Origin of the sequence: Microbispora oryzae, from assembly GCF_017896165.1 — a bacterium.
GTDB classification, from domain to species: Bacteria; Actinomycetota; Actinomycetes; order Streptosporangiales; family Streptosporangiaceae; genus Microbispora; species Microbispora oryzae.
In genome coordinates this window covers 305,999-327,115 of sequence record NZ_JAFCNB010000005.1, presented here as the reverse complement: position 1 = coordinate 327,115, position 21,117 = coordinate 305,999, and the positions used below count along the sequence as shown (strand labels likewise).

At 71.0% G+C, this 21,117-nt stretch carries 24 protein-coding genes, 2 tRNA genes and 1 other RNA gene; 17 read left to right on the top strand and 10 right to left on the bottom strand.

Annotated elements, in window-relative coordinates:
- Nucleotides 1–20: 20 nt before the first annotated feature.
- Together JOL79_RS12430 and upp are read right to left on the bottom strand one after the other, a co-directional pair.
- Nucleotides 21–239, bottom strand: a complete 219-nt coding sequence (locus JOL79_RS12430) for a hypothetical protein (RefSeq protein WP_210155909.1) — start codon at nt 237–239, stop codon at nt 21–23.
- A 111-nt stretch (nt 240–350) separates the two neighbouring features.
- Entirely contained in the window at nt 351–989 is a 639-nt protein-coding gene (gene upp, locus JOL79_RS12425) for a uracil phosphoribosyltransferase (RefSeq protein ID WP_210155908.1), read from the bottom strand.
- Between the two features lie 141 nt (nt 990–1,130).
- Here upp and JOL79_RS12420 point away from each other — a divergent pair, with 141 nt between their 5' ends.
- The 4 genes from JOL79_RS12420 to JOL79_RS12405 all read left to right on the top strand — a co-directional run bounded on the left by JOL79_RS12420 (nt 1,131) and on the right by JOL79_RS12405 (nt 2,775).
- A complete protein-coding gene (locus tag JOL79_RS12420) occupies nt 1,131–1,619 on the top strand; it encodes a tRNA adenosine deaminase-associated protein (protein WP_210155907.1) in 489 nt (162 codons plus the stop codon).
- A 23-nt stretch (nt 1,620–1,642) separates the two neighbouring features.
- Nucleotides 1,643–2,125 carry a tRNA adenosine deaminase-associated protein gene (locus JOL79_RS12415; RefSeq protein ID WP_210155906.1) on the top strand — a complete coding sequence of 161 codons (483 nt, stop codon included), beginning with the start codon at nt 1,643–1,645 and terminating at the stop codon, nt 2,123–2,125.
- Nucleotides 2,126–2,157: 32 nt separating this feature from the next.
- Nucleotides 2,158–2,631 carry a tRNA adenosine(34) deaminase TadA gene (tadA, locus tag JOL79_RS12410; RefSeq protein ID WP_210156003.1) on the top strand — a complete coding sequence of 158 codons (474 nt, stop codon included), beginning with the start codon at nt 2,158–2,160 and terminating at the stop codon, nt 2,629–2,631.
- Nucleotides 2,632–2,687: 56 nt separating this feature from the next.
- A tRNA-Ser gene (locus JOL79_RS12405) sits at nt 2,688–2,775 on the top strand.
- Between the two features lie 77 nt (nt 2,776–2,852).
- Here the strand turns inward: JOL79_RS12405 and JOL79_RS12400 are convergent.
- Complete coding sequence (locus tag JOL79_RS12400) at nt 2,853–3,641, bottom strand: GntR family transcriptional regulator (protein ID WP_230984647.1); 789 nt, start codon at nt 3,639–3,641, stop codon at nt 2,853–2,855.
- Between the two features lie 247 nt (nt 3,642–3,888).
- Here JOL79_RS12400 and JOL79_RS12395 point away from each other — a divergent pair, with 247 nt between their 5' ends.
- Entirely contained in the window at nt 3,889–4,296 is a 408-nt protein-coding gene (locus JOL79_RS12395; protein ID WP_210155905.1) for a hypothetical protein, read from the top strand.
- On the top strand, nt 4,296–4,544 hold the full coding sequence (locus tag JOL79_RS12390) for a hypothetical protein (RefSeq protein WP_210155904.1): 249 nt from the start codon (nt 4,296–4,298) through the stop codon (nt 4,542–4,544). Before JOL79_RS12395 ends, JOL79_RS12390 begins: the two co-directional genes overlap by 1 nt.
- A gap of 26 nt (nt 4,545–4,570) precedes the next feature.
- Here the strand turns inward: JOL79_RS12390 and JOL79_RS12385 are convergent, their stop codons facing one another.
- The 3 genes from JOL79_RS12385 to ypfJ all read right to left on the bottom strand — a co-directional run bounded on the left by JOL79_RS12385 (nt 4,571) and on the right by ypfJ (nt 6,582).
- Nucleotides 4,571–5,182, bottom strand: a complete 612-nt coding sequence (locus JOL79_RS12385; protein ID WP_210155903.1) for a YHS domain protein — start codon at nt 5,180–5,182, stop codon at nt 4,571–4,573.
- A gap of 176 nt (nt 5,183–5,358) precedes the next feature.
- Entirely contained in the window at nt 5,359–5,655 is a 297-nt protein-coding gene (locus tag JOL79_RS12380) for a type II toxin-antitoxin system VapB family antitoxin (protein ID WP_210155902.1), read from the bottom strand.
- 60 nt (nt 5,656–5,715) lie between these two features.
- Nucleotides 5,716–6,582, bottom strand: a complete 867-nt coding sequence (gene ypfJ, locus JOL79_RS12375; RefSeq protein WP_210155901.1) for a KPN_02809 family neutral zinc metallopeptidase — start codon at nt 6,580–6,582, stop codon at nt 5,716–5,718.
- Nucleotides 6,583–6,874: 292 nt separating this feature from the next.
- Between ypfJ and JOL79_RS12370 the strand changes: the two genes are divergently transcribed.
- A complete protein-coding gene (locus tag JOL79_RS12370) occupies nt 6,875–7,561 on the top strand; it encodes a hemerythrin domain-containing protein (RefSeq protein ID WP_210155900.1) in 687 nt (228 codons plus the stop codon).
- 71 nt (nt 7,562–7,632) lie between these two features.
- Here the strand turns inward: JOL79_RS12370 and JOL79_RS12365 are convergent, their stop codons facing one another.
- A complete protein-coding gene (locus JOL79_RS12365; protein ID WP_210155899.1) occupies nt 7,633–9,111 on the bottom strand; it encodes an aldehyde dehydrogenase family protein in 1,479 nt (492 codons plus the stop codon).
- Nucleotides 9,112–9,284: 173 nt separating this feature from the next.
- Here JOL79_RS12365 and JOL79_RS12360 point away from each other — a divergent pair, with 173 nt between their 5' ends.
- Entirely contained in the window at nt 9,285–10,214 is a 930-nt protein-coding gene (locus JOL79_RS12360; protein ID WP_210155898.1) for an oxidoreductase, read from the top strand.
- Nucleotides 10,215–10,332: 118 nt separating this feature from the next.
- Here the strand turns inward: JOL79_RS12360 and JOL79_RS12355 are convergent.
- Nucleotides 10,333–10,418: transfer RNA gene (locus JOL79_RS12355), tRNA-Ser, on the bottom strand.
- Between the two features lie 86 nt (nt 10,419–10,504).
- On the opposite strand from JOL79_RS12355, the gene ffs reads away from it, so the two are divergent.
- An RNA gene (gene ffs / locus JOL79_RS12350) (signal recognition particle sRNA small type) lies at nt 10,505–10,600 on the top strand.
- A 42-nt stretch (nt 10,601–10,642) separates the two neighbouring features.
- On the top strand, nt 10,643–13,015 hold the full coding sequence (locus tag JOL79_RS12345; protein WP_210155897.1) for a DNA polymerase III subunit gamma and tau: 2,373 nt from the start codon (nt 10,643–10,645) through the stop codon (nt 13,013–13,015).
- Nucleotides 13,016–13,041: 26 nt separating this feature from the next.
- On the opposite strand, the gene JOL79_RS12340 is transcribed toward JOL79_RS12345, so the two are convergent.
- On the bottom strand, nt 13,042–14,415 hold the full coding sequence (locus tag JOL79_RS12340; RefSeq protein WP_210155896.1) for a helix-turn-helix domain-containing protein: 1,374 nt from the start codon (nt 14,413–14,415) through the stop codon (nt 13,042–13,044).
- Nucleotides 14,416–14,865: 450 nt separating this feature from the next.
- On the opposite strand from JOL79_RS12340, the gene JOL79_RS12335 reads away from it, so the two are divergent.
- From JOL79_RS12335 to JOL79_RS12315, 5 genes are all read left to right on the top strand, one after another.
- Nucleotides 14,866–15,213: a YbaB/EbfC family nucleoid-associated protein gene (locus tag JOL79_RS12335; protein ID WP_210155895.1), complete on the top strand. Its 348-nt coding sequence runs from the start codon at nt 14,866–14,868 to the stop codon at nt 15,211–15,213.
- A gap of 5 nt (nt 15,214–15,218) precedes the next feature.
- The gene (gene recR / locus JOL79_RS12330) at nt 15,219–15,818 is read left to right on the top strand and encodes a recombination mediator RecR (RefSeq protein WP_210155894.1); all 600 of its coding nucleotides are present in this window, start codon (nt 15,219–15,221) and stop codon (nt 15,816–15,818) included.
- Nucleotides 15,811–16,341 (top strand): DUF5063 domain-containing protein, encoded by a 531-nt coding sequence (locus JOL79_RS12325; RefSeq protein ID WP_210155893.1) that lies wholly within the window; start codon nt 15,811–15,813, stop codon nt 16,339–16,341. The genes recR and JOL79_RS12325 overlap by 8 nt, the downstream gene beginning before the upstream one ends.
- Before the next feature lie 87 nt (nt 16,342–16,428).
- The gene (locus JOL79_RS12320) at nt 16,429–17,703 is read left to right on the top strand and encodes an aspartate kinase (protein WP_210155892.1); all 1,275 of its coding nucleotides are present in this window, start codon (nt 16,429–16,431) and stop codon (nt 17,701–17,703) included.
- Nucleotides 17,700–18,767: an aspartate-semialdehyde dehydrogenase gene (locus tag JOL79_RS12315; protein ID WP_210155891.1), complete on the top strand. Its 1,068-nt coding sequence runs from the start codon at nt 17,700–17,702 to the stop codon at nt 18,765–18,767. Before JOL79_RS12320 ends, JOL79_RS12315 begins: the two co-directional genes overlap by 4 nt.
- A gap of 60 nt (nt 18,768–18,827) precedes the next feature.
- On the opposite strand, the gene JOL79_RS12310 is transcribed toward JOL79_RS12315, so the two are convergent.
- Nucleotides 18,828–19,709, bottom strand: a complete 882-nt coding sequence (locus tag JOL79_RS12310) for a hypothetical protein (RefSeq protein ID WP_210155890.1) — start codon at nt 19,707–19,709, stop codon at nt 18,828–18,830.
- A gap of 177 nt (nt 19,710–19,886) precedes the next feature.
- Between JOL79_RS12310 and JOL79_RS12305 the strand changes: the two genes are divergently transcribed.
- Complete coding sequence (locus tag JOL79_RS12305; protein ID WP_210155889.1) at nt 19,887–20,570, top strand: TetR/AcrR family transcriptional regulator; 684 nt, start codon at nt 19,887–19,889, stop codon at nt 20,568–20,570.
- Nucleotides 20,571–20,688: 118 nt separating this feature from the next.
- Nucleotides 20,689–21,069, top strand: coding sequence for a YkvA family protein (locus tag JOL79_RS12300; RefSeq protein WP_210155888.1), 381 nt, complete (start codon nt 20,689–20,691; stop codon nt 21,067–21,069).
- The last annotated feature ends 48 nt before the right edge of the window (nt 21,070–21,117 follow it).

The window sequence follows — 21,117 nt, the reverse complement described above, 5'->3', positions numbered from 1 at the left end:
CGCCACTCCGACAGCCGGCGTCACTTCCGCTCCGCGGCGGCGGTCGCCAGGACCCGGAGATGTTTGCGGGCGATGCGCTCGACCAGCGCCGGGGGAGCGGAGCCGGTCACCTCCACCGCCCCATGGTGCGCGGCCTCGACACAACGGGTGACGGTCGCGGCGGGGTGCACCCCCGCGAACTCCTCCCTGAGCAGGGCCTCGAGCTGCTCGTAGCGCTCGTCGCCCGGAAGCTGGCTCATCCCTCTCCCTGGTGGCGCGCCGCTCGCGTAACGCGAAGAGACGTCGACGTCACTCTACGTACCCTCGTGGGCACGCGATGTAACTATGACGGGAAACGATGGCGGAAGGGGTCAGACCACGCCGTACAGGCGATCTCCAGCGTCTCCGAGACCCGGCACGATGTAGCCGTTCTCGTTGAGCCGCTCGTCGAGGGCGGCGGTGACGACGCGGACGGGCTTGCCCGTCCCCTGGAAGGCCTCGTCCATGCGCGTGAGGCCCTCCGGCGCGGCAAGCAGGCAGATCGCGGTGACGTCCTCGGCGCCGCGGTCGAAGAGGAACTGGACGGCCGCGGCGAGGGTGCCGCCGGTGGCCAGCATCGGGTCGAGCACGTAGCACTGCCGCCCCGACAGGTCGTCGGGCAGGCGCGTCGCGTAGGTCTGCGCCTTGAGCGTCGACTCGTCGCGGATCATCCCGAGGAAGCCGACCTCGGCCGTGGGCAGCAGCCGGGTCATCCCGTCGAGCATCCCGAGGCCGGCCCGCAGGATGGGCACCACGATCGGGGCCGGGCGGGCGAGCCGCACTCCGTGGGCTGGGGCGAGCGGGGTGTCGACCGTCACGTCGGTGACGCGGACGTCGCGGGTCGCCTCGTACGCGAGCAGGGTGACCAGTTCGTCGGCGAGCCTGCGGAAGGTCGGCGAGTCGGTCCGCACGTCGCGCAGGGTGGTGAGCTTGTGGGCGACGAGCGGGTGGTCGACGACGAGGGTCTCCATGGCACCAAAAGTTACCTGGTCCTGGGACAACCCTCGACGTCGCCTGACGGTTTTGATCACAATTTGGGGAGACGGCCGTACGGCCGTAACTCGAGTCTGGGACGATTGCCTGACGTGAGAGCCATTCCGGTGGGGAAGACGATGACCGACCTAGACGCGCTTGACTTCGCCATCGTGGTCTACCGCGAGGAGGACCGCTGGGAGGCGGAGATGCTCCCCGTGGCGCTCACGTCAGACCTGCGCGGGCTGATCCACGCACTGCGGCAGACGCCGAGCATGGGCACCACGATTGGCATGGTGGCCGTGGGGGATGACTTCTTCGTGGCGTTACGGGTCTTCGGCGAGCGCGTGAGCGTGTTCCTGTCCGACATCACCGCTGCGTGGGACTGGCCGCTCGCGCAGGATGTCCTCGAATATCTCGACGTCCCGGTGCCCGAGGAGGAGGAGCTCGACAGCGTGCTCCCCGCGGGTGATCTGTCCATCTTCGCCGATCTCGGGCTCGACGAGATGGAGCTGGGCGCCCTGTCGGGCGACCTCGACCTGCTGCCCGACGAGGTGCTGTCCAGCATCGCCGCGCGGCTGGGCTTCTCCCAGCCCTTCGAGCGCGCCGTGGACGCCGTCCTCGGCTGAATCATCTCCCCGGGGAGACGGCAATGCCCTCCAGATCCAACCTCTTCTCTGCCGCATTCGCCAGGACCGGCGCGGGGTGGGCCGGCGCCGAGGTCGATCTCGGTGAGGCCGAGATCGCCGACGATCTGGGTGACGCCGTCCAGGAGGCGCTCGGCCTGAACGGCGACGAGCTCGCCCTGCTGTGCGTCGAGGTCGAGGACGAGTGGTTCGCCATCATCCGCTACCAGGACGACCTCGATCCGCGGGTGTTCATCTCCGACGCCCACGCCGTGCGGGGCGACCCGCTCGGGGAGATCCTCGCCGAGCTCGCCGGGGTGGCCACGGACACGGAGACACCCGATCTCGGCATCCGTCCCGTGGGCGATCTCGACCTGCTCGCCGACTTCTCCGTGGGCGCCGCCGAGTTGCTTGAGCTCAGCATGGAGGAGGGCGTGCTGCCCGCCGACATGCTGTCCCTGATCGCCGAGCGGCTCGGCTTCGCCGACGAGCTCGACCGGGTGCGGTGACCGGTCCCGCGCCCGGCTGCTACGACGACGCGATGCGGCTCGCGCTGGCGGAGGCCGGCCGCGCGGCCGAGCGGGGAGAGGTGCCGATCGGCGCGGTCGTGCTGGGCCCCGACGGCGCCGTCGTGGCCGCCGCGGGCAACGAGCGGGAGACGACGGGCGACCCGACCGCGCACGCCGAGGTCCTCGCACTGCGCGCCGCCGCGCGCGTCCTGGGCGACCGCCGCCTGTCCGGATGCACCCTCGTGGTCACGTTGGAGCCCTGCACGATGTGCGCGGGCGCCGCGGTCCTCGCCCGGGTCGACCGGCTCGTGTACGGCGCCGTGGACGAGAAGGCCGGGGCCGTGGGCTCGCTGTGGGACGTGGTCAGGGACCGACGGCTCAACCATCGGCCCGAGGTCGTCATGGGAATCCTCGCGGGGGAGTGCGCCGCCGTGCTGACCGAGTTCTTCGAGGGCCGCCGCCGTGACGCCCGCCGTGACGCCCGCCGTGATGCCCGCGGGGGATGATCCCGGTTGGGAAACGGATGCGCGGGCACCCTCCGGCGTCCGGTAAGCTGCTGCGCGGTGGAGTCGCCTAGTGGCCGAGGGCGCACGCCTCGAAAGCGTGTGTAGGGCAACCTACCGTGGGTTCAAATCCCACCTCCACCGCCACGCTGATCAGCAGCGACGCCGGAGCCCGTTCCCACAGGGGACGGGCTTCTTCGCGTCCGGGCCTCGGTTCCGGATGTTCACGGGCCCGCCTGGTCCATCGGCAGGACGTACACGAACTCGGCGGCGTCGCCGGGCGCGAGAATGTCGGCCGTCTCCACGGGCAGGTCGTCGGCGAAGTAGGTCCTGCGTAGGACGGTGACGATCACGCCGAGGGAGATCCGCAGGTCGCGGGCCTCCTCGATCGTCGCTCCGCGTGCCGACACCGCCTCCGATCGGTGTGTCACGGTCACGCCGATCACGGCCATGCGGTCCCGGACGCCTCGCCCGGCGTGCGGGCCGTCCTCCGGGAGGGCGATCGGTGTGCCCTGGGTCAGCGCGTACGGCTCATAGGAGACGGCGCGCTGCACCGGCGCCTCGTCGGCGGTGTAGACGTACACCGTCCGCATGACCGGGTCGCCCTCGGCGATGGCGAGGCGCCGGGCGACATCCGCGGTCGCGTGGACCATGCGGGAATGCGTCCGCCACGCGGGCGCCTTGCCCTGGGCCTCCATGTCGCCGGCGAACGGGCTGCCGCCGCGCACCTCCCGATACCACGCCCGGGACAGCTGCAGCCGTGTCTTCGGCGGCAGCACGTACGCGCCGGATCCCTGCCGGCACTCGACGAGGCCCTCGGTCACGAGGATGGACACGGCGCGGGACACGATGGCAGAGGCGACGCCGTGGCGCCGGGTGAGCTCGGCGCGCGAGGGGATCCGGCCGCCGGGCCGCAGCTCTCCGCCGGAGATGCGCCGACGGAGGTCGTCGGCGATCTGTAGGTATTTGTGGTCCGGTGTGGTCTCCGACTCGGGACCGATCTGAGTAGACAACTTGACCGATGACTCTCTGTGAGACAAGCTACCTGGGCGAGAGACGTCTAGTTGACTTCTCTCGTACCAGTAGTCTACGCACTCCGAGGAGGGTAGTGAGGTGGAGAACCCCATGGTCATGCCGGCCGTGCCCGCAACGGCCATCCCCGAAGCGCCCCGACGGGGCACCCCCGCACACATGAGTCGGGTCCGGCAGGCGATAGCAGCGCCCGGCCGGACCCTTGATCAGGATGGAGCTCCTGACCCGATGACCCACCATAGCCACGTCCGATGGGCCGACGGCACCATTCGGCGCACCTACGTCCGCCACCACACCGCGCGGCCTCCCCTGCCGCTCGGCTGCCGCTGGTGCGGCCACCCGCCGTACGCGCACGAGGCCGACAGTGTGCCCTCGCGGCCGCGGCACGTGTACGAGCCGCCGACCACCGTGCAGATGCGCCGGCGCGGCGAGGTGCGGCGGCGTCTCGGTCTCACCGGCAGGTTCCCCGTTCCGGAGCCCGCGCGGTGCGTCCGCCCGCCCATGTCGCCCATGCTGCCGATCGAGGCCGCGGCCGCCCGCGCCGTCCGCGCCGTCCGGGCCGCCGGACGGCCACCCGCGCCGCCGCCCGGGCGGCGTGAGCCGTACAGCGCGCAGTCCGTGAGAGAGGCCGCCTGATGAGGATCGAGAGCTACGACGACCTGGAGCAGCGCCGCCGGCTTGAGCGCGACTTCCCCGGCTGGGGTGTGTGGCGGGCGGTGGGCCCGTCCGGCGAGCCGGGCGGATGGTACGCATCGCGCCGTCGGCGGATCACCCCCGCGGAGGTCAGGGCCGGGCTGTGGGCGACGGTGGACGCCGCCTCTCCGGAGCGGCTCGCGCAGTTGCTCGCGGAACAGACCGAACTGGCCTCCCGGGTCGGCCGGTGACGACCGTGCCCGGATGCCGGACACCGTCAGGACACGCTCGCGTCCTTCAGCCGCTTCGCGAAGTGGCCACGGCAGTGGGAGCAGCAGAATCCGTACGTCTGCCCGTCCCGTTCCAGGATGACGGCGTCGGAGAGCGGAATCGTGGCGCCGCAGAGGGGGTCGACGATCATGCCGTCCGATGCCGGCGCCGCGGAACCGGTCTTGGCCTCCTCGATCAACCGGAGCATGTCGGGGGAGCGATGAGGCCGCCCATACACGCCGTAGCCCCCCTCGGGGACCGGGATGACGTTCACCAGGACGCGAGGCTCGGGATCGCCCTGCCAGTCCGCCAGTTCGGCGCTGACGCGGGTGATGAGGTGGTCACTCATCTCCTTGCCCCACATGCCGACGGTCACGTTGACCACGTACCAGGGGTTCCGCGCGGCGTCCGGCGTCTCCCCTCCCGTGACCCAGATCTCCTCTTCTCGCACCACCACGTGGCTGAGCGAGTCGAGCAGGTCCATCACCCCGGGATCGACGGCGTCGGGCGCACCGTGGGCGCTCGACAGCAGCCGTCGCCCCGTCAGCCGGCCCGCCAGGTCGCGGCGCTCGGCCTCGCCGAAGACGCCTTTCGGCACAGACAGTTCTATGAACAGCATGGGCGACCGCCTTCGCGGAGGGAGCAGTTGCCCAACGATGCTCCCGGCGCCGCTGCCCCACGTCGTCGGCCGAGGGCGGGCATTTCCGCTACCGCACCGGTCGTACCGACCAGGCGTCATAAGACGTACGGAGTAGTTCGAGCGCTCGCGATCAGAGAGGGGGTCCGTCCGCGCCGTCAGTCCTGCAGTTCCAGGACCCGGGCGTGCAGCACGGAGCGCTGATGGAGCGCGGCCCGCAGCGCCCGGTGCAGGCCGTCCTCCAGGTAGAGCTCGCCGTTCCACTGCACGACGTGGGGAAACAGGTCGCCGTAGAACGTGGAGTCCTTGGCGAGCAGCGAGTGCAGGTCCAGAACGGCCTTCGTGGTGATCAGCGTGTCCAGCCGCACCTGCCGGGGCGGGATCGCCGCCCAATCACGGTGAGAGAGGCTGTGCTCGGGATAGGGACGTCCATCGCCGATCGTTTTAAAGATCACGGTACGTAGTTTAGGTGCAATGCCATCGTTTGGTGTCCAGAGTGGCGGGAAGTCCGCCCGTCACACTCTCCCCGAGAAGGTGTCGCAGGAGGAGATGTCGCCCGACTTGTAACCCGCGCCGAACCACTTCACCCGCTGCGCGGAGGTGCCGTGGGTGTAGGTGTCCGGGTTGGCCCGCCCCTGCGCCTGCTCCTGGATGTGATCGTCGCCGACGGCCGCGGCGGCGTCGAGCGCCTGCCTGATGTCGGCCTCGGAGAACGGCTTGGTGAAGTAGCCGGTCTCCAACCCGTGCCTGGCCCACAGCCCCGCGTAGCAGTCGGCCTGCAGTTCCAGCCGCACCGAACCGCTCTGGGCGCCCTGCTGCTGCCCGACCCGGTCCATCGTGCCCAGCAGGTCCTGCGCGTGGTGGCCGTACTCGTGCGCGATGACGTACGCCTCGGCGAATGGCCCGCCCTCGGCCCCGAACCTGGACCGGAGCTCGTCGAAGAAGGTCAGGTCGAGGTAGACGTGCTTGTCGGCGGGACAGTAGAACGGCCCGACCGAGGTGTCCGCGGCGCCGCAGCCGGTCTGGACGGCGCCCGAGAACAGGGTGGTCTTGGCGGGGGTGTAGCCCTGGATCTGGCCGTCCCAGAACTTCTGGACGCTGTTGACGATGCCGACGACCCGGCACTTCTCCGACTTGTCGGCGTCGGCGCCGGTCCTGCACTCCTTGCTCAGGTTGGAGCCGGGCTGGACGCTCGTCGGCTGGTCGCCGCCGCTCCCCAGGATGTCGCCGGGGTTGACGCCGAAGATGAGTGCCAGGACGAGAGCGATGATGCCGACGGCTCCGCCGCCGATCGCGAGACCGCCGCCGCGGAAGCCGCCACCGCCCCCGCCGACGTCCTCCACCTGAGAGGCGTCGAGATCAGCTCGATCATCGAAATCCATTGCGACGCTCCCGGTGCGTGGGGCGCTCATTGCGCGGCCGATGCTATCGCCCCGCTCCCCTGCCCAGGAGGCGGACGATCATTCCTGTCCGATAGCTGGATGTCTCCGACATTCGTCCAAATTTGCCTGATAGAGGCGGACCGGTGGCGAGGTGCCAGGCCGAGGTCACCCGACGAGGGTCCGCGCGCATCGCCGATCAGGCATGAGAGAGGACTGTGTCGGTTTACTTGCCATTAATGAATGCCTGTTACCTTCTGGGTGCTTTGTACTTTTCGTGACATGGGGGACAGAAGTGGCAACCACGGAGTCGTACTTCGACGGCCGCGAGATGGACATGGTGCACCGCATGCTGCGGCGCGAGTTCGGGCTGCTGCCCGGGCTGGTGCGGGGCGTCGCGGACGGGGCCACCGAGCGGGGGGACGTCGTCTACGGCCACGCAAGGACGATGGCGGCCATCCTCCACGAGCACCACGGGACCGAGGACAAGTACGTCTGGCCGGTGCTGTTGGAGCGGGCGCCGGCGGAGATCGCGCCGACCGTCCATCTGATGGAGAGCCATCACGAACAGATCGACAAGGCGATCAGCGAGGTCGACGGCGCGCTGGAGGCGTGGAACGGGGGTTTCGCGGCGGACGCGGGCAACACCGTGGCGGATGCTCTCGAACGGCTGCTTCCGCTGCTGCACGAGCATCTGGCGGCGGAGGAGGAGAAGATCGTGCCGCTGATGGAGAGGCATATCACCGCGGCGGAGTGGAACCAGGCCATCCAGCAGATGTCCGCCGATCTCGACCCGGAGATGCTGTCGCTCGCGCTCGGCCTCGCGATGTACGAAGCCGACCCCGATGTCATCGAAGGCGTCTTCGGCAACATGCCGCCGGAGGTCGCCGCCATCATCCGGGAGGCCGCCCCGCAGGCCTTCGCGACGTACTCCACGCTTCTGCACGGCACGGCCACGCCGCCGCGGAGCACCGAGCTCTGACGACCGCCACGCGACCGGGCGCGGGGATCAGGCCCCCCCGCCCGGCCCCGGCTGCCGCCGGGAGTGGATCACTACAGCTGGACGCAGACCGACTTCACCTCGGTGTACGCATCCAGCACCGCGTGGCCCATCTCCCGGCCCCAGCCGGACTGCTTGTAGCCGCCGAACGGCAGGGCCGGATCGAAGACGTTGTAGCAGTTGATCCACACCGTGCCCGCGCGGATCTTCCCCGCGAGGGCCTGCGCCTTGGCCAGGTCACGGGTCCAGACGCCGGCGGCGAGCCCGTACGGCGTGTCGTTGGCCTCGGCGGCGATCTCGTCCAGCTCCGAGAACGGTGACGCCACGAGCACCGGGCCGAAGATCTCCTCACGGACGACCTTCATGTCCCGACGGGTCCCGGTGAGCACGGTGGGCTCCAGGAAGTAACCGCGGTCGCCGCACCGCCGGCCCCCCGCTCTGGTCTCCGCGCCCTCCGCGCGGCCGGACTCGAGGTAGCCGGTCACGCGGCGCAGCTGCTCGTCCGAGATGAGCGGGCCCATCTCCGTGCCGGGCTCCATACCTGGACCGACCCTGATATGGCGGGCGATGTCGGCGACCCCGTCGACCACCTCGTCGAACCGGCTCTCCTGGACATACAGGCGGGAGCCGGCCGAGCAGCACTGGCCGTGGTTGAAGAAGATCGCGCTCGCGGCGGCCGGGATGGCGACGGTGAGATCGGCGTCGTCGAAGACCACGTTCGGGCTCTTGCCGCCGAGCTCAAGCGTGAGCTTCTTCAGGTTGCCCGCGGCGGCCTGGACGATCATCTTGCCGACCTCGGTGGAGCCGGTGAACGCGACCTTGTCCACGTCCTCGTGTGCGGCGAGGGCGGCGCCGGCGATCTCGCCGTACCCGGGAATGACGTTGACCACGCCGTCGGGCGCCCCCGCCTCGGCGATCAGCTCCGCCAGGTACAGCGCCGACAGCGGGGTCTGCTCCGCGGGCTTGAGGACCACGACGTTCCCGGTCGCCAGGGCGGGCGCGACCTTCCAGGCGGCCATGAGCAGCGGGAAGTTCCACGGGATGATCTGCCCGACCACGCCCACGGGCTCCCGCAGGGTGTACGCGTGGAATCCGGCGCCCGGCACGGAGAGTGGAATCGTGCTTCCCTCGATCTTGGTGGCCCAGCCCGCCATGTAGTGGAACAGCGCAGCGGCCGCCGGAATGTCGGCGGCGCGGGCCACCGCAAGAGCCTTGCCGTTGTCGAGGGTCTCCAGCTGGGCCAGCCGCTCGGCGTGTTCCAGGATCAGATCGCCGATCCGCCAGATCACGTGCCCTCGCTGCGCGGGGGTCATCCGCGACCACGGTCCGGTGAAGGCCCGGCGGGCCGCGCGTACCGCCAGGTCGACGTCTTCGGTGCCGGCCTCCGCCACCCACGCGAGGGTCTCTCCCGTGGCCGGGTCGGGTGTCGCGAAGGTCCTGCCCAAGACGGAGTCCACCCGGTCGCCGTCGATGAAGAGCTGGTGCGGGGCCGAGACGAAGTCTCTGACGCTCTTTTCCAGAGTCACTGTCATCGGTATCGGCTCCCTTCCGCTCGAAGGTCGCTCGAACCCGGGTGACGTGACCGGCCAGACGTCGGCAGGCCGCCCGGGTGAGCCCGACTCCTCCATCACAACTCTCTCTCCGCGACGAGCACAAGCCGGGGGTGATCCGATTAGGGTTGGGGTCCCCGCCGCAGGAGGCACCCATGGTATGGACTCCCGCCGACATCCCCGATCAGTCGGGCAAGATCGCAATTGTGACCGGCGCCGGCGGAGGCCTCGGCATGATCGCCGCGGGAGAGCTGGCCAGGCGTGGCGCTCGCGTCGTCCTCGCCTGTCGTGACACCGCCAAGGGCGAGCGCGCGGCGGCCCGGATGCGTGCCGCGTCGCCCGGCGCGGACGTCGAGGTGACGCGGCTGGATCTCGCGGATCTGTCGTCGGTACGGGAGTTCGCCGGTGCCGTGTCCCCGTACGGCGTCGACATCCTGCTCAACAACGCCGGGGTGATGGCCATCCCCCGGATGACCACGCCCGACGGGTTCGAGACCCAGTTCGGCACCAACCATCTGGGCCACTTCGCGCTGACCGGGCTGCTGCTGCCGGCCCTGCTGAGCCGTCCGGCGCCACGGGTGGTCACCGTGAGCAGCGCCATGCACAGGTCCGGCCGGATCGACTTCACCGATCTCCATGGCGAACGCCGCTATCGGAAGTGGCGGGCGTACTCCCAGTCGAAGCTCGCCAACCTCCTCTTCATGCGCGAACTCGCCCGCCGCGCGAGGGGGACGGGTCTGATCAGCGTCGCGGCCCATCCCGGCTACGCGGCCACGGGCCTGCAGGCGGTCGGGCCCGAGATGGACGGCAACCGGCTCGCGGGCCTGGCCGTCCGGCTCGGGAACACGCTGATGGCCCAGAGCGCCGAGATGGGCAGCCTGCCCCTGCTCTACGCCGCCACCGCCCCGGGCATCGACTCCGGGAGTTACGCGGGGCCGGACGGCTTCATGGAACAGCGGGGATACCCGGTGCTCGTCGGCATGTCCCCGGCCGCACGGGACGACGAGGTCGCCCGCCGTCTCTGGGACGTCTCGGAAGAGCTCACCGGCGTCCGCTACGCCTTCGCCGGCCCCACCGACGGCTGAAGCGACTAGCCGTCCGGCGGCTCGACCCCTGGCGGGCCGGCCGCCGCCTTGAGCCCGACGCGCGAAAGGCCCGGTTGGATGGACCGGGCCTTTCGCGTTTTTGCTGCTCAACCAAGCGCGGAGGATAGGAGATTCGAACTCCTGAGGGGTTGCCCCCAACACGCTTTCCAAGCGTGCGCCCTAGGCCAACTAGGCGAATCCTCCGCCGAACAGCTTAGCGGACTTTCCAGGCTCAGGTGACCACTGTTCCGATCGGCCTGCGCACGGTCGCCGAGTGGTTAGACTGTGCAGCGGACCCCTCGCGCGGCGTCATCCTGTGAACCTCCCCAGGGCCGGAAGGCAGCAAGGATAAGCGGGCTCTGGCGGGTGCGCGAGGGGTCTCTCAGTTAGCGGATTCGCCGGCCGGGTCGACCCCCCGAGGAGGCGGCATGAGTCTTGCGCTGTACCGCAAGTACAGGCCCGGGACGTTCGCCGAAGTCAAGGGGCAGGAACACGTCACCGAGCCGCTGCGACAGGCGTTGCGCAGTGGGCGCATCAACCACGCCTACCTCTTCAGCGGCCCGCGCGGCTGCGGCAAGACGTCCAGCGCCCGCATCCTCGCTCGTTCGCTCAACTGTGAGAAGGGCCCGACGCCCGATCCCTGCGGCGAATGCGACTCGTGCGTCGCCCTGGCCCCCACCGGGCCGGGCCACCTCGATGTGATCGAGATCGACGCCGCGTCGCACGGTGGCGTGGACGACGCCCGTGACCTGCGCGAGCGGGCCTTCTTCGCCCCCGTCTCGGCCCGCTTCAAGATTTACATCATCGACGAGGCCCACATGGTCACCCGTGAGGGCTTCAACGCGCTGCTCAAGCTGGTGGAGGAGCCTCCGCCGCACCTGAAGTTCGTCTTCGCGACGACCGAGCCCGAGAAGGTCATCGGGACGATCAAGTCGCGCACCCACCACTACCCCTTCCGGCTGATGCCGCCCGCCACGCTGCGGCAGCTCATGGAGGAGATCCTCCAGTCCGAGTCGGTGCCGTACGAATCGGCCGCGCTGCCGCTCGTCGTACGGGCGGGTGCCGGGTCGGCCCGCGACACGCTGTCGATCCTCGACCAGCTCCTCGCGGGCGCCGACGACGCCGGGATCACCTACCAGCGGGCCGTGTCGCTGCTCGGATACACCGACGGAGACCTCCTCGACGAGGTCGTCGGCGCGTTCGCCGCCAGGGACGGCGCGGCCGTCTTCCACGCGGTCAACCGGGTGATCGAGGGCGGTCACGATCCCCGGAGGTTCGCCACCGACCTGCTCGAACGCTTCCGCGACCTGGTGATTCTCGCGAACGTGCCGGAGGCGGCGGGCAGCGGCCTGCTCGATCGTCCGGCCGACGAACTCGAACGGCTCGTGGCTCAGGCGGCCTCCATGGGGCCGGCCGAGCTGACGCGGGCCGCCGAGGTGTTCAACGCCGGGCTGACCGAGATGCGGGGCGCGACCAGCCCGCGCCTGCTGCTCGAACTGATGTGTGCCCGCGTCCTGCTGCCCGCCGCCGAGAAGGGGGAGGCCGCGCTGCTGGCCCGGTTGGAGCGTGTGGAGCGTGGCATCCCGGCCGGAGGGCAGGCGCCCGTGATCGCGGCCGCCGTCCCGGCGGTCTCCCCGATCGCGGCTCCCGTCCCCGCTCAGGCCGCGCCGCCGACCACGCCGCCGACCGCGCCGCCGACCACGCCCCCGAGCACCGGGCCGTCGCCGTCCCTGGGCGCCGCGGGAGGACCCGCGATGTCACCCGCGCCGTCGGCCGGGCCCGCGTCCGCTGCCGCGGACGACTGGCCCGAGACGGTCAAGCCAGGCGCCCCGGCGTCGCGTCCGGCGGCCGCTCCCGCGACATCGGCCGCTCCGGCGGCGCCGGCCGCCCCCACGGCGGGAACGGGACCGGTGCAGCAGGCGTGGCCGCAGGTGCTGGAGGCGATCAAGGGCCGCCAGCGGGTGGCCTGGATGATCCTCAACGCGCAGGGCCGGCTGCTGGGGGTCGAGGGCAACGTCGTGACGGTGGGCTTCGAGAAGCCCGGCGACGTGCAGGGGTTCCTCAAGGGCAAGCGGGACGAAGTCGTCGCGGCCGCCCTCGGGGACGTTCTCGGCGGCACCTGGCGGGTGGACGTGGTCGTCGGGGGCTCCGGCCCGGGACCGGCGGGCCCGTCGGCCCGTGGCCCGGCGGGGCCCGCGCCCTCCGCCCCTCCGCGCGGCCCGGCCGGCGCACCCCAGGGCGGCCCGGCTCCCGGCGTGCCCGCTCCCGGGCCGTCCGCCGGACCGTCGGGAACGGGCGGGGCGGAGACTCCGGCCGGCGGCCCGGCGGCGAACGGCACCCACGACTCCGGCGCGGGGATGGATCCCGCGCCGTCCACCACGGCGACGGCCCACGCCGCCGTCGTGGTGACGGCTCCTCAGCAGGCCGAGGGCGGCTCGGCGTCCGCCGCCCGGACGTCCGGGGAGCCGACGGACGAGAGCTGGCCGGACGCGCCGTCCGACGACTTCGACAGCCCAAGCCCAGGTCCCGGTGGCTCAGGTTTCGGTGGTTCAGGTTTCGGTCCCGCTGTGAGCCGTGGGCCCGGCCCCGGACAGGCCGCCGCGCGGTCCGCGGCCAGGGCCGCCCAGACGGGGGGCTCCCGGGCCGCCTGGCCGGAGACGGTGCCGAGCCGCCGCGGATCCGGGGGCGACTTCGACGAGGTGGACCCTCTGAACGACGCCGGCGCGAGCGGGCTCACCGGCATGGCGCTGATCCAGCGCGAGCTGGGCGGCCGGATCATCGAGGAGATCGATCACTCCTGAGCCGCGGTCTCCCCGGCGGCCGAGCGTCAGTCGTCGACCCGGGCCAGCCGGGTGCGGGCGGCGGCGTGCCGCTGGTCGCCCACCGGAACGGTCGACACGATGCGCTGGAGCACCTCGGCGTCCTCGGCGCCCGACGGGGTCTGGGCGTACGCCCACAGGTCGTCGGTTGACCCCCGGGCCAGCAGTTGCGCGCGCACCCGGGCCTCCAGTTCCTCCCGCGCGCTCCGGATCGCGGGGGCCTCGGACCGGGGGAGCAGCGGCCCCTGATAGAGCCTGGCGACCGATGACAGCCCGCCGGCGGCGAGGGCCTGCCGTACCTCCAGGAAGTCCGCAAGCACGGCACAGGTCAGCCGGTACGGCTTGGCCGCGATGGCGGTGTTGAGCTGGGCGCGCAGCCGGTGGATCTCGGCCCTGATGGTGACGGGGTTGCCCTCGTCTCCGTAGAGAAGGTAGGAGAGGCGCTCGGCCGTGAGCCCGCGCGGGTGCAGGGCGAGCAGCGTGACGATCTCCGCGTGCCGCAGTGACAGGTCGATCCGTGCCCCGTCGAGGAACGCGTACGGATGATCCGACCCGAGCATCGTGAGCGTGAGCCGGGGCACGGCGTCGTCGCCGGCCGGGACCGGGATGAGCCGGTAGGCGTCGCCGAGCGGTTCGAGGATCCCCAGGCGCCCGTCGGGGAGCACGATCCGGTCGCCGCACTCGGGGACGCGGACGGCCGGCCCGGCCCAGGGGCCGGCGATGACCCGGCCCGTCAGCGTGACCAGGGCGCTTGCGCCGTCGACGTGGCGATGGTGCCGTGAGCGGAGCCGTTCGTCGCGCTCCCGCATCCGCAGCGCCAGGTCGCTCTCCGCGAGCCGGGCGGCGGTGCGGACCAGGGCGTCCGTCGCGGGGTGGAGGCGGGGGGTCATGCCGCTGACGTCGAGACACCCGATCACGCGGCCGGAGTCGGGGTCGCGCACGGGCGCGCCGGTGCACGACCACTGATGCAGGATCCGGGCGAGGTGCTCGGCCGCGTAGACGCGGACCGCTCGCCCGTCTGCGAGGGCGGTGCCGATTCCATTGGTGCCGACCGCCCCCTCCGACCAGCCGAAACCGTCGGACAGGCCGATCCCGTCCGCCTGCCGCATGACCCGGCGGTGGCCCTCCCGCCACAGCACGTGCCCGGCCGCGTCGGTGATGACCATGATGTTGGCGGCCTCGTCCAGGGCCGGCAGGAGAGTTGTCCTGAGCAGGGGCAGCAGGGCGGCCAGCGGGTGCGCGGAACGCGCGTCGCCGATGTCCTCCTGCTCGTAGACCAGCGGCGCGTACGACGTGTCGGGGTCGATCCCGGCGGCGAGGCACCGGCGCCAGGACGCGGAGATGACCTCCCGCGTCCCTTCCCCGGAAGCACGCTCCGTCACCGTCGGCTGGATACGGTGAATCGGCAACTCGGACATCGGTGACTCTCCGTGGCTGGCGCTCCTCCCCATGGGATCGGTGAGAATCCTTGGGGCGATATTTGCCAATGTCCATGAGTAACCGATTGATCGCAACCCGTATGCAACCTTGGGCCGGTTACGTTTGGCGCGTCATACCGGCCGGGCGACGACCGGTGTGGTGGAGAGGCCGGGTCCCGGACGCGTGGAGGGGGGACGGGGCCCGGCCGGTCCTTCGGATCCGCATGGACGGGGCACGCGTGGGTAACGCGATCTCCGTCCATGCGGTTTCGGCGGACGATCCCGGCCCGCTCGGCCTTCGGGCCGTGCTCACGGACCCGGGAGAACACGCACGTGCGCCGGTGTCGCAACAGCGGTGGACACCGTAGGCTCGTCGCGACGAACATGTCGCTGGACGCTGAGGAGCGCACGATCGTGAATCCAGGAGATGTCAACCTCCAGCAGTTGCTGGAGCAGGCTCAGCTCATGCAGCAGCAGCTCGTCTCCGCGCAGCAGGAGCTCAGCGATGCCGAGATCGAGGGGAGCGCCGGGGGAGGCCTGGTCGTCGCGACCGTGAACGGAAGCGGCGAGTTGCTGGAGCTCCAGATCAGCCCGCTGGCGATCGACGCGAGCGACCCGGAGGAGACCGCGGAGACGATCGCCGACCTCGTGCTCGCCGCCGTGCGGGACGCCGTGCGCGCGGCCGGTGAGCTGCAGCAGGAGAAGCTCGGCCCGCTGGCGCAGGGACTTGGGGGCGGCCTCGGCCAGCTGCCGGGGTTCTGAACGTCATGTACGAAGGGGTCGTCCAGAATCTGATCGACGAGCTGGGGTCGCTGCCCGGCGTCGGACCGAAGAGCGCGCAGCGGATCGCCTTCCACCTGCTCGCCGCCGACCCGGCCGACGTCAAGCGGCTGGCGCACGCCCTGCTCGAGGTCAAGGAGAAGGTCCGGTTCTGCCGGGTCTGCGGAAACGTCGCGGCCGAGGAGGAGTGCCGGATCTGCCGGGACCCGCGGCGCGACCCGCACGTCATCTGCGTCGTCGAGGAGTCGAAGGACGTCGTGGCGATCGAGAAGACCCGTGAGTTCCGTGGCCGCTACCACGTGCTCGGCGGGGCGATCAGCCCGATCGACGGTGTCGGCCCGGACGACCTGAAGATCCGGGAGCTGATGGCCAGGCTGGCCGACGGCCAGATCACCGAGCTGATTCTCGCGACCGACCCGAACCTCGAGGGCGAGGCGACCGCCACCTATCTGGCCAGGCTCGTCAAGCCCCTGGGGCTGAAAGTGACACGACTGGCCAGCGGTCTGCCGGTTGGCGGTGATCTCGAGTACGCCGACGAGGTCACCTTGGGCCGCGCTTTCGAAGGACGGAGGCTGCTGGATGTCTGACGAGTGGAACGACCTTGCCGCACGCGTCGCGCAGCACGCGCAGAACTACCTCGACGGCCTGACCCGCCTGGCCGGTGGCGAGGGCGGCGACGCGATCCTGCCGCTGCTGCTGGTGGAGGTGGCGCAGGTCAGTCTCGCCGGGGCCCAACTCGGGGCGGCGCAGGACGTGATCCTGCAGGGCAACTTCGAGCCCGCGCTGAGCGAGGATCCCGACGTGGATCCCCTCCGTACGGCTCTCGCCACCCGGCTCGGCCCCGTGGACGACTACGCCGAGGTCTTCGACCCGTACAAGGACACGGTGGTCACGCCGTACCGGCTGTCGGACGATCTGACGGCGGTGGCGGCCGACCTGATCCACGGTCTGCGGCACTACCACGCGGGGCGGCCCCTGGAGGCGCTGTGGTGGTGGCAGTACTCCTACTTCAACACCTGGGGCAACCACGCGGGGGCGGCGCTGCGGGCCCTGCACGGGCTGGTCGCGCACACGCGGCTCGACGTGGTCGAGGAGGGCACCGTCGTGTGAGGCGTCCACATGGTGGTCGGCTCAGATCCGGCTTTGGGACGCCCAAGTACACTGTGAGCTCCACGTCCTGATTCGTTGGAGATTCCAGTGGCGCTCGTTGTCCAAAAGTATGGTGGTTCGTCCGTCGCCGACGCTGCCTGCATCAAACGGGTGGCGCAGCGGATCGTGACGACGAAGAAAGCCGGCAACGACGTCGTGGTGGTCGTGTCCGCGATGGGTGACACCACCGACGAGTTGCTCGACCTGGCGCAGCAGGTCTCGCCGCTGCCGCCGGGCCGGGAGCTGGACATGCTGCTGACGTCCGGCGAGCGGATCTCGATGGCGCTGCTCGCGATGGCCATCGCCAACCTGGGACATCAGGCGCGCAGCTTCACCGGCTCGCAGGCCGGCGTCATCACCGACTCCAGCCACGGCCGCGCCCGCATCATCGACGTCACGCCCGGCCGCATCCGCGAGGCGCTCGACGACGGTCAGATCGCGATCGTGGCCGGTTTCCAGGGTGTGTCGCAGGACACCAAGGACATCACCACGCTCGGCCGGGGCGGCTCCGACACCACCGCCGTCGCGCTCGCCGCCGCTCTCGGCGCCGACGTCTGCGAGATCTACACCGACGTGGACGGCATCTTCACCGCCGACCCGCGCATCGTCCCGAGCGCCCGGCAGATCCCGCGGATCTCCTACGAGGAGACACTGGAGATGGCGGCCTGCGGGGCCAAGATCCTCCACCTGCGCTGCGTGGAGTACGCCCGCAGGTTCAACCTGCCGATCCACGTCAGAAGCTCGTTCAGCACCAGGGAAGGCACGTGGGTCTCCTCCGACCCCGACAGCGAAGGAAGGCAAGTGGAGCAGCCCATCATCTCGGGGGTCGCGCACGACCGGAGCGAAGCCAAGATCACCGTTGTCGGGGTGCCCGACAAGGTCGGTGAGGCCGCCACCATCTTCCGGACGCTGGCCGACGTCGACGTCAACATCGACATGATCGTCCAGAACGTCTCCGGAGCCACCACCGGACGGACCGACATCTCCTTCACGCTGCCGACGAGCGACAGCCAGACGGCCATGACCGCGCTGAAGAAGATCCAGAGCCAGGTCGCGTTCGAGACGTTGCTCTACGACGACCAGATCGGCAAGGTCTCCCTGATCGGGGCCGGGATGCGTTCCCACCCCGGCGTGACCGCGACGTTCTTCGGCGCGCTGGCCGACGCGGGCGTCAACATCGAGATGATCTCGACCTCGGAGATCCGCATCTCCGTGGTCGTCGGGCAGGACGAGGTGGACGCCGCGGTGGCCGCCGCGCACCGCGCCTTCGATCTCGACTCCGAGCAGGTTGAGGCCGTGGTCTACGGAGGTACCGGACGATGAGCCGCAAGCCCACCCTGGCCGTCGTCGGCGCCACCGGCGCCGTCGGCACCGTCATGCTCGACATCCTCACCAACCGTCCGGATCTGTCCGAGGCGTACGGAGAGATCCGGCTGGTGGCCTCGCCGCGCTCCGCGGGGAAGGTGCTCTCCGTACGGGGTGAGGACGTGACCGTCCGGGCCCTGTCGCCCGAGGCGTTCGACGGCGTCGACATCGCCATGTTCGACGTGCCCGACGAGGTCTCGGCCGAGTGGGCGCCCGTCGCGGCGTCACGCGGCGCGGTGGCGGTGGACAACTCCGGCGCCTTCCGGATGGACCCGGACGTGCCGCTGGTGGTGCCCGAGTGCAACCCCGAGCAGGCGCGCAACCGGCCGAAGGGGATCATCGCGAACCCCAACTGCACCACGCTGTCGATGATGGCCGCCATGGGCGCGCTGCACCGCGAGTACGGCCTGCGCGAGCTGGTCGTCGCGTCGTACCAGGCGGTCTCCGGGGCCGGTGTCATCGGCCCGGAGCGGCTGTACGACGAGATCGCGGCCGTCGCGGGCGACCGGACCATCGGCACGGTGGCCGGTGACGTCCGCAAGGCGGTGCCCGACCTGGCCGGCTCGCCGTTCCCCGCCCCGCTGGCGCTGAACGTGGTGCCCTGGGCGGGCTCGCTCAAGGACGACGGCTGGTCGTCGGAGGAGCTCAAGGTCCGCAACGAGTCGCGCAAGATCCTCGGCATCCCGGATCTGAAGGTGTCGGCGACCTGCGTGCGCGTCCCGGTCGTGACCACGCACTCCCTCGCCGTGCACGCGACGTTCGGCCGCGACGTGGACGTCGCGGGAGCCCGCGCCGTCCTGGACGCCGCGCCGACCGTGGTGGTGCTCGACGACCCGGCCGCCGGGGTGTTCCCCACGCCGGCCGACGTCGTGGGCACCGACCCCACCTACGTGGGCCGGATCCGCCAGGCGCTCGACTTCCCGAACACGCTTGACCTGTTCGTCTGCGGGGACAACCTGCGCAAGGGGGCGGCCCTCAACACGGCGGAGATCGCCGCGCTGGTCGCCACCGAGTTCGCCTGATCCCGCCGTTCGCCTGAGCCCTCGTCCGGCTGGTCCCCTCCCCGCGCGCCGGGGAGGGGATCAGCCGAACAGGATGTCCCAGTGGGTGGGCTCGTCGGCGTAGACCGTCGGGCCCGCGCCCGCGGGCACCCGTGTGTCCCGGTAGAGCGCCGCCCCGTCGCCGCGGGTCTTCCACTTGGGGAACGTGCGTTTGACGTATGCGTCGAGGCACTTGTTGTGGGCAACGTCGATCTTGAACCCGTTGCCGTGACTCCGCGCGCCCTTGGAATGGCCCACCTCGGTCCCCCCGGTCACCGTGACGGGGCAGCGGCAGGCCCGTTTCAGCGCGATCATGCGCAGCAGCGTGCCGTACCTGACGGTGTCGAGCGACGTGCAGCGGGGCCGCCGCCGGTCGGAGCAGTGGCCGCTCGACTTGACGCGCAGCCCCGCGCCGAGGAACAGCCGCAGGGCGTCCGTCTGGCGCACGCGGCGCGACGACGCGGCGACATCCCATTTGCCGGCCTTCGCGGCGAGCGTGGCCGCCACCGCGCCCTCCAGGGCCCGCGGCACCCCGGCCACACCCGCCGCCGCCACACCCGCCGCCGCCACACCCGCCGCCGCACCTGCCGCTGACGCCCCCGTCACGGCAGCGTCCGTCACGGCGGCGTCCGCCCCGGGCGCGTTCACCACGGGCGCGTTCACCACCGCCGGGACCGCGCCCGACCGGACCTCCGTCCGCGTATCCGCCTGAGCGCCTGCCTGGGTGGGTGCCTGGGCGGCCGTCTGCCCTGCGGTCCCGGCCTGTCCGGTGATCGGCCCGGTGATCTGTCCGGCCGCGTGTCCGGCGGCCTGTACGACGATCTGGGCGGCGACCGGCGAGGTCCGGGGGGCCGGGACGTCCCGCGCCTGCGCGCCGGGCCGGTCGATCTGCGTGGGCAGGGAGATCAGGACGGCCGCGCTCACCCCGGCCACTCCCCGCCGTGAAGGGCGGACGTGCACTGTGTATCCCGATTGCTCGACTACTGGGGCCGAGGGGTTACGGCGGGGGAGCGCGCCAGACAGATCCACTCACGACGGGCGGACACGGGCACACCCCCCACGCGGGGTTTTGCGAAGGGCTGTCGGCACGGTGGACGGTCCATGACCATCCGGCTGGACTCCACGTACAGTGACGGCGTGGCCGAGAAGACACGGGAGATCATCGTCGAGACGGCCCTCCGGCTGTTCATGGAGCGCGGGTACGAGGCGACCACGATGCGGGCGATCGCCGCGGAGGCCGGAGTGTCCGTGGGCAACGCCTATTACTACTTCGGCAGCAAGGAGCAACTGCTTCAGGCCTACTACGACCGGGCGAACGCCGCCCATGAGGCGGCCTGCCGTGAGGTGCTCGCCGCCGAGCGGTCGTTCGCCGGACGGCTCGGGGGTGTGCTGCGCGCCTGGGTGCGGATCTCCGAGCCCTACCACGGGTTCGCCGCGAAGTTCTTCAAGCACGCGGCCGAGCCGGGAAATCCGCTCAGCCCGTTCAGCGCCGACACCGCCCCCGCGCGTGAGTCGGCCATCGCGCTCTATCGGCAGGTCGTGAACGGCTCCGCCGACCGCATCGACGACGAGTTGCGGGCCGAGCTGCCCGAGCTGCTCTGGCTGCTGTGGATGGGGATCGTGCTGTTCTGGGTGCACGACACCTCGCCCGGGTGCGCCCGGACGTACCGGCTGATCGACCGGGTGGTCCCGTTGGTCGACCGGCTGGTGGGGCTGTCGCACCTGCCCGGCATCCGGGGGATCGCGAGGGAGGTCATCGACGTCGTCCACGAGCTGCGCGCTTGATCACGACGCTGACGGCTGTCGCCGGGACGGCAGGTCACTCTCACCCAGGAACCTGTCCACAGGCTGTGGACGTTACCGGGTCGACGACAGGGGCAGTCGAAGTGCGGAGGTGACCGGCATGGTGAAAGCGGGACGCGCGGCGGCGGCCTATCGCGCCTACCGGGAGGTCTCCCGGCCGGGAGCGCCCGGTCTCGGGACCCGGCTCAGGGCGTTGCCGCGGATGCTCAGGGCCGGAATGCGGGGCGGCTATCCCGGCATGACCAAGAGAAAGCTGGCGATGCTCGGTCTGGCCGTCGCCTACATCGTGTCGCCGGTCGACGTCATCCCCGACTTCCTGCTCGGGATCGGGGTCGTCGACGACTTCGGTGTGTTCCTCTGGCTGATGACGGCGCTGCTGGGAGAGAGCGGCCGGTACGTGGAGTGGGAGAGGGACGCCCCCGCGGCGGTCCGGACATCGGGCCGCGAACGGCATTCCCGCCACCCGGGACAAATTCCATAATTCGGGTAAGATCCCAGAACTGAGCTTTGTTGAGTGCGAAGCGGCGGT

Bases quoted from the DNA above. Each gene is read 5' to 3' on its own strand.
- JOL79_RS12430 (WP_210155909.1), bottom strand. From the start codon at position 239: ATGAGCCAGCTTCCGGGCGACGAGCGCTACGAGCAGCTCGAGGCCCTG.
- upp (WP_210155908.1), bottom strand. From the start codon at position 989: ATGGAGACCCTCGTCGTCGACCACCCGCTCGTCGCCCACAAGCTCACC.
- JOL79_RS12420 (WP_210155907.1), top strand. From the start codon at position 1,131: ATGACCGACCTAGACGCGCTTGACTTCGCCATCGTGGTCTACCGCGAG.
- JOL79_RS12415 (WP_210155906.1), top strand. From the start codon at position 1,643: ATGCCCTCCAGATCCAACCTCTTCTCTGCCGCATTCGCCAGGACCGGC.
- tadA (WP_210156003.1), top strand. From the start codon at position 2,158: ATGCGGCTCGCGCTGGCGGAGGCCGGCCGCGCGGCCGAGCGGGGAGAG.
- JOL79_RS12395 (WP_210155905.1), top strand. From the start codon at position 3,889: ATGACCCACCATAGCCACGTCCGATGGGCCGACGGCACCATTCGGCGC.
- JOL79_RS12390 (WP_210155904.1), top strand. From the start codon at position 4,296: ATGAGGATCGAGAGCTACGACGACCTGGAGCAGCGCCGCCGGCTTGAG.
- JOL79_RS12385 (WP_210155903.1), bottom strand. From the start codon at position 5,182: ATGCTGTTCATAGAACTGTCTGTGCCGAAAGGCGTCTTCGGCGAGGCC.
- ypfJ (WP_210155901.1), bottom strand. From the start codon at position 6,582: ATGGATTTCGATGATCGAGCTGATCTCGACGCCTCTCAGGTGGAGGAC.
- JOL79_RS12365 (WP_210155899.1), bottom strand. From the start codon at position 9,111: ATGACAGTGACTCTGGAAAAGAGCGTCAGAGACTTCGTCTCGGCCCCG.
- JOL79_RS12360 (WP_210155898.1), top strand. From the start codon at position 9,285: ATGGTATGGACTCCCGCCGACATCCCCGATCAGTCGGGCAAGATCGCA.
- JOL79_RS12345 (WP_210155897.1), top strand. From the start codon at position 10,643: ATGAGTCTTGCGCTGTACCGCAAGTACAGGCCCGGGACGTTCGCCGAA.
- recR (WP_210155894.1), top strand. From the start codon at position 15,219: ATGTACGAAGGGGTCGTCCAGAATCTGATCGACGAGCTGGGGTCGCTG.
- JOL79_RS12325 (WP_210155893.1), top strand. From the start codon at position 15,811: ATGTCTGACGAGTGGAACGACCTTGCCGCACGCGTCGCGCAGCACGCG.
- JOL79_RS12315 (WP_210155891.1), top strand. From the start codon at position 17,700: ATGAGCCGCAAGCCCACCCTGGCCGTCGTCGGCGCCACCGGCGCCGTC.
- JOL79_RS12305 (WP_210155889.1), top strand. From the start codon at position 19,887: ATGACCATCCGGCTGGACTCCACGTACAGTGACGGCGTGGCCGAGAAG.
- JOL79_RS12300 (WP_210155888.1), top strand. From the start codon at position 20,689: ATGGTGAAAGCGGGACGCGCGGCGGCGGCCTATCGCGCCTACCGGGAG.